Source organism: Pseudomonas sp. FW305-3-2-15-C-LB1, from assembly GCF_058787615.1.
In genome coordinates this window covers 89,267-106,456 of sequence record NZ_JBYSZX010000011.1, presented here as the reverse complement: position 1 = coordinate 106,456, position 17,190 = coordinate 89,267, and the positions used below count along the sequence as shown (strand labels likewise).

The following is a 17,190-nucleotide window of genomic DNA, read 5'->3' as shown; positions in this document are numbered from 1 at the left end:
TTTTACGGGGCGCCGAAGAGCAAGATCAAGAGCGACTCGCTGCGCATCGTGGATACGTTTTTTGTTCTGTGTCGCCGCCTTACTGTGGCGAGCGGGCTTGCCCCGCGTTGGGCTGCGAAGCAGCCCTAATACCAGTGAGCGCGCCGCGTGCATTCTGGTTTCCCACGTCATCGTTAACAACCATCGCGGGCAAGCCCGGCTCAGGGGGAACGCGCACGCCTCAACGATCCGGTCGGCTACCAGGCCGCCGCGCTTTGCTTTTGATTTTGATCTGAGGCGCCCCGTCAAACACGCTGGCCGGAATTCGGCAGGGATTTGGGGGGTAAACCGGCAGGGATGCCGGTTTAGCCGCCCCGCGCCATGGATGGCGCGTGGCGGCGGCCCCCCAAATCACTGTCGGATTACGGGCACACCGAGCCTGAGCGAGGTGCCGAGTGTTGGGGCAAGAGCGTTTTGCTTACTTTTGCGCTCTTCAAAAGTGAGCCGCCGTAAGGGCGGAACCCTAAGTAGCCGTTACCGCAGCAACGGATATGTACACCTACAAACAGGGCCAAAACCATGAGCCTATTGCCCTACGCCTGGGCCAAATCCCAACGCATCCTCCTGCGCCCCAGCGACCAGGGCATGCTGCTGACGGTCTGCCCCTCAACCCCCGGCTGGTCCATCAGCGAAGTCCACCGCCAATTCGGCCAAACCCACCTCGAACAGGTCCGCGACGACGAACTCGACGGCCTGCTCACTGCTGCCTACGCTGACACCGGCAGCGCCGCCGCCGTGGTGGGCGCCGCCGAAAACGAAGTCGACCTCGACCGCCTGATGCAAGACATGCCCGAAATCACCGACCTGCTGGACACCCAGGACGGCGCCCCGGTGATCCGCATGATCAACGCCTTGCTCACCCAGGCCGCCCGCGACGAAGCCAGCGACATCCATATCGAACCCTACGAAACCCATTCCGTGGTGCGCTACCGTGTCGACGGCACCCTGCGTGACGTGGTCTCGCCACGCAAGGCATTGCATGGCGCGCTGGTCTCGCGGATCAAGATCATGGCCCAACTCGATATCGCCGAAAAACGCCTGCCCCAGGACGGCCGTATCGCCCTGCGCGTGGCCGGGCGGCCCATCGATATTCGCGTGTCCACGGTGCCCACCGGCCATGGCGAAAGGGTGGTCATGCGCCTGCTGGACAAACAGGCCGGGCGCCTGCAGTTGGAAACCCTGGGCATGGAGCCGCAACTGCTGGCACGCCTGGATACGCTGATCCGCCAGCCCCACGGCATCGTGCTGGTCACCGGGCCCACCGGCAGTGGCAAGACCACCAGCCTGTACGCCGCCCTGGCGCGGCTGGATGCGAGCACCAGCAATATCCTCACCGTGGAAGACCCGGTGGAATACGACCTGCCGGGTATCAGCCAGATCCAGGTCAACGTCAAGATCGACATGACCTTCGGCCTGGCCCTGCGTGCGATCCTGCGCCAGGACCCGGACATCATCATGATCGGCGAAATCCGTGACCTGGAGACCGCACAAATCGCCGTGCAGGCTTCGCTCACCGGTCACCTGGTGCTGGCGACCCTGCACACCAACGATGCGGTGTCGGCGGTCAACCGCCTGATCGATATGGGGGTGGAGCCGTTCCTGCTGGCGTCGTCCCTGTTGGGGGTGTTGGCCCAGCGCCTGGTACGGCGCCTGTGCCCGCACTGCAAGCAGGAAGACCCCGCCGCGCCCGGCACCTGGCGCCCGGTCGGCTGCGCGCAATGCAACCAGGTCGGCTACAGCGGACGTACCGGGATCCATGAGTTGTTCTGTGTCGACGATGCGGTACGCAGCCTGATTCATGAGGGCGCCAACGAGCACGACCTGCGCCTGGCCGCGCGCCGCGCCGGGATGTTGAGCATGCGTGAAGACGGTGAACGCTGGGTGCGCAGCGGTGCCACCGCCCCCGAAGAAATCCTGCGTGTGACACGGGACGCCTGATGAATCGCTATCGCTATGAAGCCGCCGATAGCAGCGGCAAAGTCGAGGCCGGGCATGTGGAGGCCGACAGCCAGAGCGCAGCCTTTGCCAACCTGCGCAGTCGCGGTTTGACCGCGTTGCTGGTGCAGATCGAAGGCAATCAGCAGGCCGCGACGGGCAGCAGCCTGTTCAGCGCCAAACTGTCGGACAACGACCTGGCCTGGGCCACGCGGCAACTGGCGAGCCTGCTGGGTGCGAGCCTGCCGTTGGAAGCCGCGCTGAGTGCCACGGTGGAGCAGGCCGAGAAAAAGCATATCGCCCAGACCCTGGCCGCCGTGCGCGCCGATGTGCGGGGCGGCATGCGCCTGGCGGATGCGTTGGCGGCGCGACCTCGGGATTTTCCGTCGATCTACCGCGCGCTGATTGCGGCGGGGGAGGAGTCCGGTGACCTGGCCCAGGTGATGGAGCGTTTGGCCGACTACATCGAGGAGCGCAACAACCTGCGTGGCAAGATCCTCACCGCGTTTATCTACCCCGGTGTGGTGGGGCTGGTGTCCATCGGCATTGTGATTTTCTTGCTGAGCTACGTGGTGCCCCAGGTGGTCAGCGCGTTCTCCCAGGCCCGCCAGGACCTGCCGGGGCTTACCCTGGCGATGCTCAACGCAAGTGACTTCATCCGCGCCTGGGGCTGGCTGTGTCTTGCCGGGATCGTCGGCGGTTTCTGGAGCTGGCGCCTGTACCTGCGCAATCCGGTAGCGCGGCTGAATTGGCACAGCCGCGTGCTGCGCCTGCCATTGATCGGGCGTTTTGTACTGGGGTTGAACACGGCACGATTCGCCTCGACCCTGGCGATTCTCGGCGGTGCCGGGGTGCCGTTGCTGCGTGCCCTGGAGGCCGCGCGGCAAACCTTGTCCAACGACCGGCTCGACCAGTGCGTCAGCGATGCCACCGCCAAGGTGCGCGAGGGCGTCAACCTGGCCCCGGCGCTGGCGGTGGAAAAGGTCTTCCCGCCGGTGCTGATCCACCTGATCGCCAGCGGCGAGAAAACCGGCTCGCTGCCACCGATGCTGGAGCGCGCGGCGCAGACACTGTCGCGGGATATCGAACGGCGTGCCATGGGCATGACCGCCTTGCTGGAGCCGCTGATGATCGTGGTGATGGGGGCCGTGGTGCTGGTGATCGTCATGGCGGTGTTGCTGCCGATCATCGAGATCAACCAACTGGTCACCTGACCGCACCTGCTCCCGTCCTACCTCGGGTTCCTCGTTCCGTCACATTCCGACAGCTCATGTCGCCTCCAGCCATACGCGCTGAAACCTGACTGTCACCTGCGCCCAAAGCGCTCGGAATCATGACCGGAACACCCGAGAATCTTTTTAAAAATCAAGGTGTTCCTCCCGAGGTTTTTTCCTACAAACGTCATCGGAAACTGCGAATTTCTGTCCCATGGTTTTAACCCCTGGCCACCCCCCTGAACACGGCTCGGGACCGAAGCCATGGCGTCATGCAAGAGCCCTCTACCCCAAACGTACAAACACGACGAAAGGAGATTCTTCATGTTTAAGCGCAACGTTCTCGCGGTATCCATGACCCTCGCTGCACTGTGCTCGGCCCAGGCTGCAATGGCTGACATCAACGGCGGCGGCGCAACCCTGCCACAAGCGCTGTACCAGACGTCTGGCGTGTTGACCGCAGGTTTTGCCCCGTACATCGGTGTGGGCAGCGGCAATGGCAAGGCAGCTTTCCTGACCAACGACTACACCAAGTTGAAGGCTGGCGTTTCCAACCTGAACGTGCACTGGGCGGGCAGCGATTCCAAGCTGAGCGCTACTGAACTGTCGACGTATGCGTCGGCCAAGCAACCTGCCTGGGGCAAGCTGATCCAAGTGCCATCGGTGGGTACTTCGGTTGCCATCCCGTTCAACAAAAGCGGGACTGCGGCCGTTGACTTGAGCATCAACGAGCTGTGCGGTGTGTTCTCCGGCCGTATCGCCGACTGGAGCGGTATCACAGGTTCGGGTCGCAGTGGCGCCATCAAAGTGGTTTACCGCAGCGAAAGCAGTGGCACCACCGAACTGTTCACGCGCTTCCTGAATGCCAAGTGCGCTGAAACCGGCACCTTCAATGTCACCACCATCTTCGGCACCAGCTACACCGGTGGTTTGCCTGCCGGCGCGGTTTCCGCAACTGGCAGCCAAGGCGTGATGACCACCCTGGCCGGTACCGACGGCGGTATCACCTATATGAGCCCTGACTTCGCCGCCCCGACCCTGGCCGGTCTGGATGACGCAACTAAAGTCGCTCGCGTGGGCAAGGACGTGGTCAACGGTGTGGCGGTCCAGGGTGTATCGCCGAAAGCGAGCAACGTATCCGCTGCCATCAATGCCGTGCCGTTGCCTGCTGTCGCTGACCGTGGCAACCCTGACGCTTGGGTTCCCGTGTTCGGCAAAGCCAACACCGCGGGTGTGGTGCCTTACCCAACGTCGGGCTACCCGATCCTGGGCTTCACCAACGTGATCTTCAGCCAGTGCTACGCCGACGCCACCCAGACCACCCAAGTGCGTGACTTCTTCACCAAGCACTACGGTTCGTTTGCCAACAACGACGCAGCGATCGAAGCCAACGCGTTCGTGCCACTGCCAAACAACTGGAAAATCGCTATTCGCGGTAGCTTCCTGACCGCCACCAATGCCCTGAGCATCGGCAACACCAACGTCTGCAACGGCATCGGTCGTCCGCTGTAACCCACGCTTTCAAAGACCCGCAACACCTGATCAGCAACGGCCTGCGCCGTTGCTGATTTTGGCGTTTGTGCTGTTCACCGCCGCGCCGACAGCGTCATGTGAACTTTGCATGACAGAAGTTCAGTCGTGTCCCTCGCCAACCGCCTAATCCTCATACGTGAGCCTGTCCTGCTCCCTGCGTAATAACAAAGAAGGAAGATTCCCGATGGTCCGCTGCAAATCGCCGGTCAACCTGAAAGCCCCCGAGACCGTTCTGTGTCTCAAGCCTTTGGCCCATGCCATTGCCTTATTGATGGTGGCGGGTAACGCCCAGGCAGCCACGGCGTTCAGTTCCGGCTGGTTTGCCGACAAGGGCGCGTCCCAGGCGGCCACGGCAGCGCGTACCGGTGCCGGCCAGGTGCCGGGGATTCCTTCATTGAACCAGCAGGCGCGGGTCAAGCAGCAGTTGGCGCGCTCCATCAGTACCTTGAACACCAGTGTCGCGGCCATTGCGGCCCAGCAGGCCGCGCAAGCGGCAGGGCGCCAGGCGGCGTTCGGTCAGGTCTCGGCGATTCCCGATGGCCTGGGCAAGGGCGGCCTGCAGGTCGACAACAGCCTGACCCAGGGTTGGACCCACGCCAAGAACCCGACCCAGAGCCAGTCCGGCGGCAAGACCACGGTGACCATCGAGCAGACCGCCGACAAGGCGATCCTCAACTGGGAGACGTTCAACGTCGGGCGCAACACCACCGTGGACTTCCAGCAGCAGGCCAGTTGGGCGGTGCTCAACCGCGTCAACGATCCCAATGCGCGCCCCAGTGAGATCCAGGGCCAGATCAATGGCGCCGGTACGGTGATGATCATGAACCGCAACGGCGTGGTGTTCGGCGGCACCAGCCAGGTCAACGTGCGCAACCTGGTGGCGGCCGCCGCGAACATCACCGACGAGCAGTTCACCCAACGCGGCCTCTACGTCGATGCCAACGGCACCCAGCCGACCTTCACCGATGCGGCAGGCAAGGTTCAGGTGCAGCGCGGTGCGTTGATCCAGACCCACAATCCGGCCACCTCCACCGACGCCGGCGGCTATGCCTTGCTGCTCGGTACCGAAGTGGAAAACGCCGGCACCGTCATCACCGCCAAGGGCCAGACCACCCTGGCCGCCGGCGACAGTTTCTACATCCGCAAGGGTGTCGGCACCACGGGCAACGACCGCTCCACCACGCGTGGCAATGAGGTGGCGACCAGCCTCAACCCTGGCAGCAGCGCAGGTAAAGTCACCAACAGCGGCCTGATCATGGCCTCCACCGGCGATATCACCCTCACCGGCCACCAGGTGCAGCAAAACGGCGTGGCGCTGGCCAGCACCTCGGTGGACACTCGCGGCACGATTCATCTGCTCAACGCTGCCAGCGACAGCACCGGTAGCGTGACCCTGGGCGAGGGCAGCACCACCGCGATCTTGCTGGACGCCAGTGGCAGCACCGCCCTCAACAGCCAGAAAGACAACGGGCTGGTCAAACTCGACGGAACACCCGCCAACCTGATCACCGGCCGGTTCAACCACCTCAGCGCCGTGGCTGACCGTACCGACCAATCACGCGTCGAGATCGTCAGCGGTGGCTCCGTGGACTTCCAGAAGGGTTCGATCACCCTGGCCACCGGCGGCCAGGTGGCGGTCAGCGCTACCGGGCGCAGCCTGGTGCGCGATGGCGCGATGATCGACGTCTCAGGCGCGGTCGGCGTCAAGGTGTCGATGGCATCCAACACGATCAAGATCAACGTGCAGGGTAACGAGCAGCGCGATGCTCCGGTGAACCGTGACGGCGGGCAACTGATCAACAACGATGTGTGGGTCGACCTGCGCGAGCTGGTGTTTGTACCGGCAGGCACCAACGGTTACGCGACGGATCGCTGGTACACCGCCGGCGGCTTGCTGGAAGTGGGCGGTTACCTCGGTACTCAAGGACATTCGGTCGGCGAATGGATGGCCCAGGGCGGCACGGTGACCTTTACCGGCAAGGATGTGGTCACTCAGACGGGCGCGCAGATCAACCTGTCCGGCGGCACCGTGGACGTGCAGGCCGGTTACATCCAGCAGACCTGGCTCAAGGGGCCCAATGGCCGCTTGTATGAATTGTCCAAGGCGCCCGGCGACATTCTCTATTCGGGGTTCTACAAGGGCTATGAAGACACCAGCGCGCGCTGGGGCCAGACCGAGTATTACTACAACCCGCTGATCGCGCCGCAACGCCGCTACGAGGCCGGCTACACCGTAGGCCGCGACGCCGGCAAACTGGTGGTCGGCACCACCAGTGCGGTGTTGGAAGGTCAGTTGATCAGTGATGTGTTCCAGGGCGATCGGCAGACCCAGGCGCCCAACATCAACCTCGATGGCTACCAGCAATCCAAGAAGGCCATGGCCCAGCGGGCGCAGTTGATCATCGGCCAGTACATTCCGATCTACAACAAGACCACCGGCACGCTGCGCTATGCCCTGAGCGGCACCGCCGACCAGGTGCTGATCGATAGCAATACCCGGAAAATCGCCGATGGCCTGGACCTCACCACGGCGCTGCCAGCCGATCGCCAGGGCCAGATGGTGCTCGACAGCGACCCGCTCAACGGTTACCAACTGGGCGCGATCAAGGTGGGCGCCAAGCAGCAGATCACGGTGAATGGTGCGCTCAAGGTGGCAGACGGCGGCGACATCACCTTGTTCGGGCCGGGGGTCGATATCAACGCCAATCTCACCGCCCGGGGGGGCAGTATCAACGCGGGCAACATCCTCACTCAGGTCAACCTCAACGCGGGCAACACCGTCGGCGATGTGATCCTCGCGGGCAGCGGACGGGTCGATGTGGCGACCGGCGTCAAGCTGGACGCCGCCGGGCGCTGGAACAACCTGGCGCTGGACCCGAGCCTTGGTGAAGGCGTGGCCTATGTGAACGGCGGCAAGGTGTCGCTGCGCAGCACCGGCAACCTGAACCTGGCGTCAGGCAGCGTGGTGGAGGCGTCTTCCGGCGCCACGCTCGGCGTGGATGGCAAGCTCATCGGCGGCAAGGGCGGTGACGTGACCTTGGGGGCACAGGGCAGCCTGGGGCTGGAGGGCGAGATTCGCGGTTATGGTGTCAATGGCGGCGGCACCCTGGCGTTGCAGGCCCGCAAGGTACAGATCGGCAACAGCACCGGGGCGCCTGACGCCGGCACCGTGCAACTGGCGCAAGACTTCTTCAACAAGGGCTTCTCGGCCTATGACATCACCGGCAACGAGGGCCTGCTGGTCACTGACGGCACCCAGGTGGATGTCACCACGCCGGTGTATCGCCTTGGCGAGCAGACGTCCGCTGCGCCAACGGGAGGCGACCCTGCCACGGTATTGGAGCGCTGGACCCCTGCGCTGTATCAGCAAGACGCTGCTAAAGGCGTGCTGACCCAGCGCCGTGGCGCCAGCCTGACCCTGACTGCCGGTCGGCAGGAATCCACGGCGGCCGAACTGGCTACCACGGCCCTGACAGTGGGCCGGGGCGCGGTGATCAACGTCGACCCGGGCCAGAGCATCAACCTGCGCAGCGTCGGCCAGTTGACGGTCAACGGCACGCTCAATGCCTGGGGCGGCAGCGTCAATCTGGGAGGCCTGACCGCTGTCGGTTCCGAGGTGGCCAATGCCGCCGGGCATAACCGCTCGATCTGGGTCGGCGACCACGCGGTGATCGATGTGGCAGCCCGTGCGATCAGTGCCGCGGACAATCGCGGGCGCCTCTACGGCCAGGTCGGCCAGGGTGGCAGGATCAGCCTCGGCGGCGAAATTGACCTGGCCACCGGCATTGCCAAGGCCAGCGACCTGTTTGTGGTGGTGCGCGACGGCGCGCGCCTGGACGCTTCCGGTGCCCAGGCGATGCTCGACATTCCGGGCCAGGGCCGGGTGCAGGTGGCCAGCAATGGCGGCAGCATCAGCGTTGCGTCCAACAATGGCCTGTATCTGGATGGCAGCTTGGTCGCCCGGGCCGGCGGTGCCGCGGCGGCGGGCGGCAGTTTATCGCTGGCACTGGAAACGCCTTACTACCTCAAGGCGGCGGTCACCGACCCGATGCTCAAGGTGCGTGAACTGGTGCTCAGCCAGTCCCATCAAGCCAGCCCCCTCCCGGACATCCTCGAGTACGGCCATGGCCGCCTCGGTGTGGACCAGGTCACCACCGGCGGCTTTGATAACCTGGCCTTGCTCAGCAACGGCGTGTTGAGCTTCGACGGAGATGTGTCGCTGAACATGGGGCAAAGCCTGCGCCTGTACAGCGGCGCCATGGGCCTTGCCGAAAACGCCGCCGCCAACGCTCGCATCAACCTGTCTGCGCCTTATCTGCTGCTGGCCGGCATCCTTGCGCCGCTGGACCCCAGCAAGGACCAGTACCTGCATCCGGTGCTGGCGTCCAACCTGTCGCAACGTGCCAGCCAGGCGCTGTTCCAGGCCAGTGGCAATCTGATCGACGTGCGCGGCAATGTGCTGTTCGGCAACCAGAGTGACCTGACGCTGAGCGATGCCAGCAAGCAGAGCATCGATCGCCGTGGCTTCGATGATGTGCAGTTGAGCAGCCAGGGTGACCTGCGCTTCCTGGCCGGTGCCGGGGCGGACGTGATCGCGCAGGGCATCAGTACTCAGTTGATGACCAAAGGCGATATGACGCTGCGCGCCGCGCAGTTGTACCCGGCGACGGACGTTGGCGCACGGGTGCTGGCCGGTTTTATCGATGCCTTCTCTGGCTTCAAGTACGACCCGACCCGTACCTTGACGATTGCGCGCACGGGGACTGCTGATGCCGCCATGCCGTACTCGGCGTTTGGCCGCTTGCAACTGGGCGGCCCGACGATCAAGCAGGGCGGGGTGGTGCGTGCGCCCCTGGGCCTGATCGAAATCGGCAACCTCGGGGCCAGCCGCGTCGAGTTGCTGCCCGGCAGCCTGACCTCGGTGAGTGGCAAGGGATTGGTGTTGCCCTACGGCGGCACGGTAGACGGCCAGGTCTACAAATACAACGGCAAGACTGTGACGTTCCTTGGGCAGGGGGCGTTGCCTAACGCGAACGGCAGCCTGAATGTCGGGATGGTCCTGGGTGGCGAATCGGTGGTGGTGCAGCCTGACGCTACCGTGGACCTTTCCGGTGGCGGCGAGCTGCTTGGGGCCGGGTTTATTTCCGGGCGCGGCGGATCTACCGATGCGCGCTACAACCCCCTGGTGCAATTCGGGGCAACCGGCGGTTTTGTGTTGCCGGGGCTGGGCACCAACCCGGTCTACGCGATTGTGCCGGGCGCGCAACCGGGCTATGCCCCGGTGGGGCCGGAGGGCGGGGCGACCGACCCGTTGATTGGCCAGCAGATCACGATCGGTGCCGGTGTGCCGGGGCTGACAGCGGGCACCTACACCTTGATGCCGTCCACTTATGCCCTGATGCCGGGGGCCTTCCGCCTGGAAATCAACGGCTTGGCGGGGCTCGGCAGCGAAGGCACGACCCAGTTGCTGCGCAACGGCTCATGGTCCACTGCGGGGCGCTTGTCCATCGCCAATACCGGCATCGGCAACAGTACGGCGAGCCAGGTGATCCTCACCGCCGCCGACACCCTGCGCCGATATTCCCAATACAACGAGACCCGTTATGCGCAATTCGCCGTGGCCGACGCGGCCCGCCTCGGGGTGCCGCGTGCGCTGTTGCCGGTGGATGCCAAGACCCTGCAACTGAACCTCAGCCCGGGGGCGGGTGCCAATGCCTTTTCGTTCAAGGGTATCGGTCGCTTCGAGGCTGCCGACGGCGGTTACGGTGGCACCGTGGCGTTGACCAATGGCAACAGGAGCACGGGCAAGGACATTGAGATCGTCGCGGCAGGCAAGGGCGCAACCCCGGGTTTCAGCGGCATCAGCGTCGAGGCCGAGAGCCTCAACGCGCTCGGCGCGGCGCGTCTGTTGATCGGTGGCCTGACCGTGGTGACCTACGGTCAGGGCGGCAACTACATCAACCTGGCCAACGGAGCCTTGAGCAACATCAACCTGCGCGAAGGCGCGAACCTGGCGGCGCCGGAAGTGTTGCTGGTGTCCTCTACCGGCAAGGTAACCGTCGAACAGGGGGCCTCGATCAACACCATCGGTCGCGGCAAGGCCAGTTATGACGCACGTGACGGCTTTGTGTACAACATGCCCAATATGCTGGCGGTGTCCAACGGCCTGCTCAACGTGGTCGCAGCAACGCCGATGGCAGGTGTGACCAGCGGCGGGATCGAGCTGGGGGCTTGCACTGGCACGCTGTGCAGCGGCCAGACCGCTTTGTATTCCGAAGGCACACTCGTTGCCTTGACCGACAGCACCCTGCAGATGGGGGCGGACGTGCGTTATGGCACCCGTCACCTGAACCTGGGCGTATCCAGCATCAACGTCGGCAGCCCCGAAGCCTTGGCCGCCGCCGCTGCCGGCAATCGCCTGCCGGCGGGCATGACCCTCACCCAGCAAGTCCTGGAGCGCCTGCTGCGGGGGGACACCCAATTTGGCGCGCCGGCCCTGGAAACCCTGCAACTGTCGGCACGCGACAGCTTCAACTTCTATGGCACCACGACCCTGGACACTTATGACTCGGCGACCGGCAAGTCGATGCTGAGCAACCTGATGCTGTCCACGCCGGCTATTTATGGTGCGGGCGGCGCCAACGATGTAGCCACCATCCATACCGCCAACCTGATCTGGCAGGGGGCCGCGACACCGCCCGTGGCGGCAGTGACTGACGGTGCCGGCAGCGGCAGCGGGCGCCTGGATATCCATGCCGAGCGCATCGAGTTCGGCTATGGGGATTTTGCCCAGCCAAGCACCACCCAGTCCTTTGACCGCCTGGCCCTGGGCTTTGCCAACGTCAACCTGAACGCCAGCCAGCGCATCACCGCCAACCATAAGGGCAGCCTCTCGGTGTATCAGCGTCAGGGCGCCTATGACGCGATCAAGGGCTTTGCCTACAACGGCGGCAACCTGAATATCCTCACACCGTTGATGAGCGGTGAAGCCGGCTCAGTCAACCGGATCACAGCCGGTGGCGCGATTGATGTGCGCGCCTCGGCGGGGTCGGTGGGCGAAGCGAAGGGCATTGGCGGCGAGTTGTCCTTGCAGGGTGACAGCATCCGCCTGGCCAGCGCGGTGGTATTGCCCAGCGGCAAGCTCACCCTGGGCGCCCGTGGCGATGTGGTGTTGACTGATGCGGCCTTGATCGATGTGGCCGGCCGGGCCATTGCTTTCAACGACCTGACTAAATACAGCGCTGGCGGCGAGGTCCTGCTGGAAAGCCGTGCGGGCAACGTGCTGCAGGCGGTCGGTTCGACCATCGACCTGTCGGCGCAGCACAACCAGGCGGGCCGGCTGCGGGTGGTGGCCGTAGAGGGCGCGGCGGGCACCGTCGACCTGGCGGGCAGGATCGTCGCTGGCAGCAGCGGCGACTACGATGCCGGCGGTACGCGGGTGCCTTACCTGGCGGGCGCGGTGGAGATCCAGGCCCAGCGGCTGGGCACAAGCGGCACATTGAATGAACAGTTCGCCGCCCTCAATCAACGCCTCAATCAAGGCCAGGTGTATGGCTCGCGCAGCTTTCAGCTCAAGCAAGGCGATCTGATCATCGGCAGCGATGTGAAGGCCAACAGCGTCAACGTTTCGCTAGACAATGGCAGCCTGCGCGTTACCGGCCTGGTAGACGCCAGCGGCGAGCGCGTCGGCAGCATCAACCTGGCCGCCAGGAACGGCCTGGTCCTGGACGGTACGGCGGTGCTCGATGCCCATGGCACGCAAGTGCGCGTGGACAGTTATGGCAAGGTCATCGACGCGCCGAACCGCGCCACCGTTGTGCTCGGCTCCGGCCAGGGCCAGTTGACCCTGGCCGATGGCGTGCGCATCGACCTGCGCCATGGCACGGGGGCAGGGGCCGGTAATGACGGACGCAGTCTCGGCACCCTGGAGCTCAACGCGCCCCGTCTGGGCGGCAATGACATTGCCATCGATGCCAGTGGGCGCCTGACCATCACCGGCGCACGTTCCATCGCGCTCAATGGCATGGTCACCTACGACGATGCCCCGACCAGGACCGATGCCACCCCGAACGGACGTCCGTACCAGGCGATCGACCAAGCCTACCTCGACGGCAAGCACGCACTGAGCACGGCGTTCATCAATGCTGCGCTCGGCAATACCAACCTGCTGCAGAACAAACTGGCAGGCCTGAATAACGCCACCTACGGCGATGTTTTCCACCTGCGGCCTGGTGTGGAGATTATCAGCAAGACGCCCGACGGCGACCTGGTGGTACAGGGCGACCTGGATTTGTCCGGCTATCGCTACGCCAGCCTCAAGTCGACCCAACCTACCGAGGCCGGCAGCCTGACCCTGCGCGCCGGTGGCGACTTGAATATCTACGGCAGCATCAACGACGGCTTTGCGCCGCCGCCGCAAACCGATGATGACAATGGCTGGGTCCTGCGGGCAGGTATCGACTACACCGGCGGCACGGTGGTGGTGCCGGGCAGTGGTGTGACCCTGGCGGATGGCACCCTGTTTCCAGGCGGCGTGACGCTCAATTTCGATGTGCCGACGCAGCCGCTGTTCCTGCCTGCTGGCACGCGGTTGCCCGTCGCGGCAACGCTCAGCCAGTCCTTGGTGCTGCCTGCCGGGACGGTGTTGGCCGCCGACGTGCGGGACGCATCGGGCAATGTGCTGTTCGCTGCGGGCACGCTGCTGGTTCAGAGCCAGACCCTCGCCGCCGGCAGCACGCTGGACGCCGGCACCTTGTTGGGCAGTGCGGCCAACGTCAACGGGCTGATCTGGCCCAAGGGAGTGCCTTTGGCTACCAGCCTCAAGCTGGCAGGCAGTAAAGTCTTGCCCCGTGGCGCGCTGTTGCCGTCGGGTACCGATGTCAAGTTGCCGGACGGTGCGGCGTCGGTACAGCTGCGTGTCGCCGATGCCGGTCGCCAGGGCAAGAACTGGGCGATTGCGCCGATGCTGGAGGAAGGCTCGCAAGCGTGGTCGATTCGGCTGTTGGCCGGCGCGGACACCGGCGCGGCGGACAGTCGCCTGCTGCAACCGCACCCGGTCACCGGCAACCTTCGGTTGGCCGACAGTCACTATGGGATGTACGGGCAGGGTGCGCTGGTCTGGACCGAGCAGGGCTCTTTGGATGTCTATGGCGACAACAGCATGGTGGGCAAGCCCATCGATGTGAATGATGGCTACGCCTACCCCGGCATTTGTGACGATATGCCGGAATACTGCTCGTCCGAGGGCGATGCCTACACCTTGCTGGCGGGCGGCAGTACGCGTTTCAGTGTGATCCGCACCGGCGCTGCGGACTTGGATTTGCTGGCAGCCGGCAACCTGAGCATGGAGTCGTTGTACGGTGTCTACACCGCCGGCAGCTCCTCCACGGGCACCTCGGCTGGCGACCCGTATAACCTCAAGCGTGCCCTTGGCGGTAATGGCAAGGTCCTGGGTAACGTCGGCGGTAACGAAAAGTGGGTCAACGGTGGCCCCGACAGCCTGTACCGCGCCTGGTACCCGGACACGGGCGGCAATGTGCTGGTCAAAGTGGGGGGCGACCTGACAGGCAATATCACCAGCCCTGCGCAGAATGGCGTTGCGCGTCCTGTGCCTGTCGACCTGGGGCTGGATTCAGCCAATGTCGGCAATTGGCTGTGGCGACAGGGTAATAACCTGGAGGGTAGCCAGGCACAAGCGACCGCCTGGTGGATTAATTTCGGTTCTTACGTTGCTAACGTGCGTTCGGACCAGATGGTCGGTTTTACCGGGTTCGGCACCCTGGGTGGCGGCAACCTCACGGTTGATGTGGGGGGCAATGCGGGAATCATCAGTGCGCTGCCGTCAACCGCCCAGAACGTCAGCCCACGCAGCCAAGGCCTCGTTCTGGCGGTCGGCGGTACAGGGCGGGTCGCGGCCGATGGCAGTGTGCAACTGAGCGGTGGTGGCGACTTGAACCTGCGGGTGGGCGATGCGCTGAACCCCGCCAGTCATGTCACCGTCGATCACCTCAATGGCTCGTTGGTGAACCTGCGCGGCCACGTACAGGTGACGGGCGGCAGCCTGGGCAGCCTGACCTTGCGTTACGGCAACCAGTCCAGGGACCAGAGCCCCAGCGAAGTGCGCGCCTACGACCCGCTGCGCTCCACCTCGGCCATGGCGGCCGGCGGCTTGAGCCTGCTGCCAGGGGATTCGACCTTCAGCCTGGCTACCCGGGGCGACCTGGTCCTCCAGGATGTCGCCGATCCAGGCCGCGTACCGCAGATGAATGCCTTGGCCTACGCAAAGGAAGGCGTCAACGGGGTAGGACAGAGCTGGTTCAGCCTGTGGACCGACCGTACGGCAGTCGATCTGTTCTCCTCCGGCGGTAACCTCACACCACTGACCCAGACGCTGGAAACCGATATGGCGGCGGTCTACCCCGCCACATTGCGTGCGGTCGCCGCCAGCGGCAGCCTGTACTACGGCCGTGCGTCGACGAGTAACCCGAATGTGCCGCAGCCATTGCAGGCGCTGGTGCTGGCACCGTCGGCCAACGGTCAACTGGAATTGCTGGCGGGCGATTCGATCTACGGCGGCGACTTGACCATCAGCCGTTCCAGCGCAAGTCCGCAAAGCCTGGCGACGATCCAGCGTCCGGCGTTCCTGGGCTTCATCAACAGCTTGCCGGTCGCAGGCAGCGGCAATCTTTCCAGTGATGGCAACATCGCACGCCTGGGGCTTCACCCGCTGTTCGCGTTTGGCCCTGACACCGCGAGCATGGCATGGGGCGGCGCCTTGGAACCGGCGCGTTTCTATGCGCTCAGCGGTGACCTGCTGGGGGTCAACAGTGGACGGGCGCTCAGTCTCTATGGGGCAAACGATCCACGCTTCGGTCAGACCTACTACGAAGGTGCAGGCCCGGTCTGGATGCTCGCCGGGCGCGATATCGTCAGCAGCGGCACCCGCTTGAATGGTGCCCTTGGCGGGGACGTGAGCACCGGTGAATACACGTTCACCGGTAACCTGTTCGTGCACACGGGGGCGACTGATATCTCCATTGCCAGCGCCGGGCGCGACATCCTCTACAGCAGTTTCAATGTCGCGGGCCCCGGGACCCTTGAGCTGACGGCCGGGCGCACTATCCAGATGGACGATCAGGTGGGCGTGAACAGTCTGGGCGCCGTGGCGGCCGGCGACAACCGAGCGGGTGCCAGCATCGCCCTGCAAGCCGGTGTCGGGCCCAAGGGGCCGGACTACCGTCGGTTTGTCGAGGCTTACTTGAACCCCGCCAACCTGGCGCTGCCGGGTGAGTCGATCCAGGGCAGCAAGGTCGCCAAGACCTACGAGAGTGAATTGCTCGCCTGGCTGGTCGAGCGCTTCGGGTTTACCGGAGACGCCGAACAGGCCCGCACTTACTACGCGGCGCTCCCCGCCGAGCAACAACGGGTGTTCGCCCGCGACGTGTACTTCGCCGAGCTCAAGGCCGCCGGCCGTGAGTACAACACCGCTGGCAGCGTGCGCCAGGGCAGCTACCTGCGTGGCCGCGCGGCGATTGCGGCGCTGTTCCCGGACAAGGACGTGGCCGGCAACCCGATCACCTACAAAGGCGACATCACGATGTTCGGTGGCGCGGGTGTGCACACCAACTTCGGGGGTTCCATCCAGATGCTCACGCCGGGCGGCAGCCAGACCTTCGGTATCGAAGGCGCGGCGCCACCGTCGACGGCGGGGGTGATCACCCAGGGCGCGGGGGATATCCAGCTGTATTCCCTGGGCAGCATCCTGCTGGGCCAGAGCCGCATCATGACCACCTTCGGCGGCTCGATCATGGGCTGGACCAGCGAAGGCGACATCAACGCCGGGCGCGGTTCCAAGACCACCGTGGTGTACACGCCGCCCAAGCGTGTGTATGACAACTGGGGCAACGTCGGCCTGTCGCCGTCGGTGCCGAGTACCGGTGCGGGGATCGCCACGCTCAACCCGATCCCGGAAGTGCCGGCGGGGGACATCGACCTGATCGCACCGCTGGGCACCATCGATGCCGGCGAGGCGGGCATTCGTGTGTCCGGCAACGTCAACATTGCCGCCTTGCGCGTGGTGAACGCGGCGAATATCCAGAGCCAGGGCAAGTCGTCCGGGGTGCCGGTGTCTGCTGCGGTCAACACCAACGCCATGACGTCGGCCAGCGCGGCCGGTGCGGCGGCGTCCCAGGCCGCGCAAGACGCGGCGCGCAGCCAGCAGGCGGCCGCCAAACAGGGCAGGCCGTCGATCATGACCGTGGAAGTGTTGAGCCTGGGCACCGAACCGTTGCCGCAGGAGCCTGCGCCGGCGCAGAAAACCTCCGGCTACAACCCCAACAGCCCGGTGCAGGTGCTGGGCGCCGGGCCGCTGAGCGAACAGGCGCGAGCGCGGCTGACGGATGAGGAGCGCAAGCAGATCAGTTTGTAAGGCTTTGGAAGGGACCTCTCGATGTACCGTTCGGGGCGATCA

The 17,190-nt window shown here is 64.8% G+C and carries 4 protein-coding genes; all 4 read left to right on the top strand.

Annotated elements, in window-relative coordinates:
* Positions 1-558: 558 nt before the first annotated feature.
* The 4 genes from gspE (at position 559) to AC3WP7_RS20760 (ending at position 17,148) form a co-directional block, all read left to right on the top strand.
* A complete protein-coding gene (gspE, locus tag AC3WP7_RS20775) occupies positions 559-1,977 on the top strand; it encodes a type II secretion system ATPase GspE (protein WP_102592848.1) in 1,419 nt (472 codons plus the stop codon).
* Complete coding sequence (gspF, locus tag AC3WP7_RS20770) at positions 1,977-3,188, top strand: type II secretion system inner membrane protein GspF (protein ID WP_058427213.1); 1,212 nt, start codon at positions 1,977-1,979, stop codon at positions 3,186-3,188. Before gspE ends, gspF begins: the two co-directional genes overlap by 1 nt.
* A 324-nt stretch (positions 3,189-3,512) precedes the next feature.
* A complete protein-coding gene (locus AC3WP7_RS20765) occupies positions 3,513-4,700 on the top strand; it encodes a substrate-binding domain-containing protein (RefSeq protein ID WP_102592847.1) in 1,188 nt (395 codons plus the stop codon).
* A gap of 205 nt (positions 4,701-4,905) precedes the next feature.
* The gene (locus tag AC3WP7_RS20760) at positions 4,906-17,148 is read left to right on the top strand and encodes a filamentous hemagglutinin family protein (RefSeq protein WP_102592846.1); all 12,243 of its coding nucleotides are present in this window, start codon (positions 4,906-4,908) and stop codon (positions 17,146-17,148) included.
* Positions 17,149-17,190: the final 42 nt, after the last annotated feature.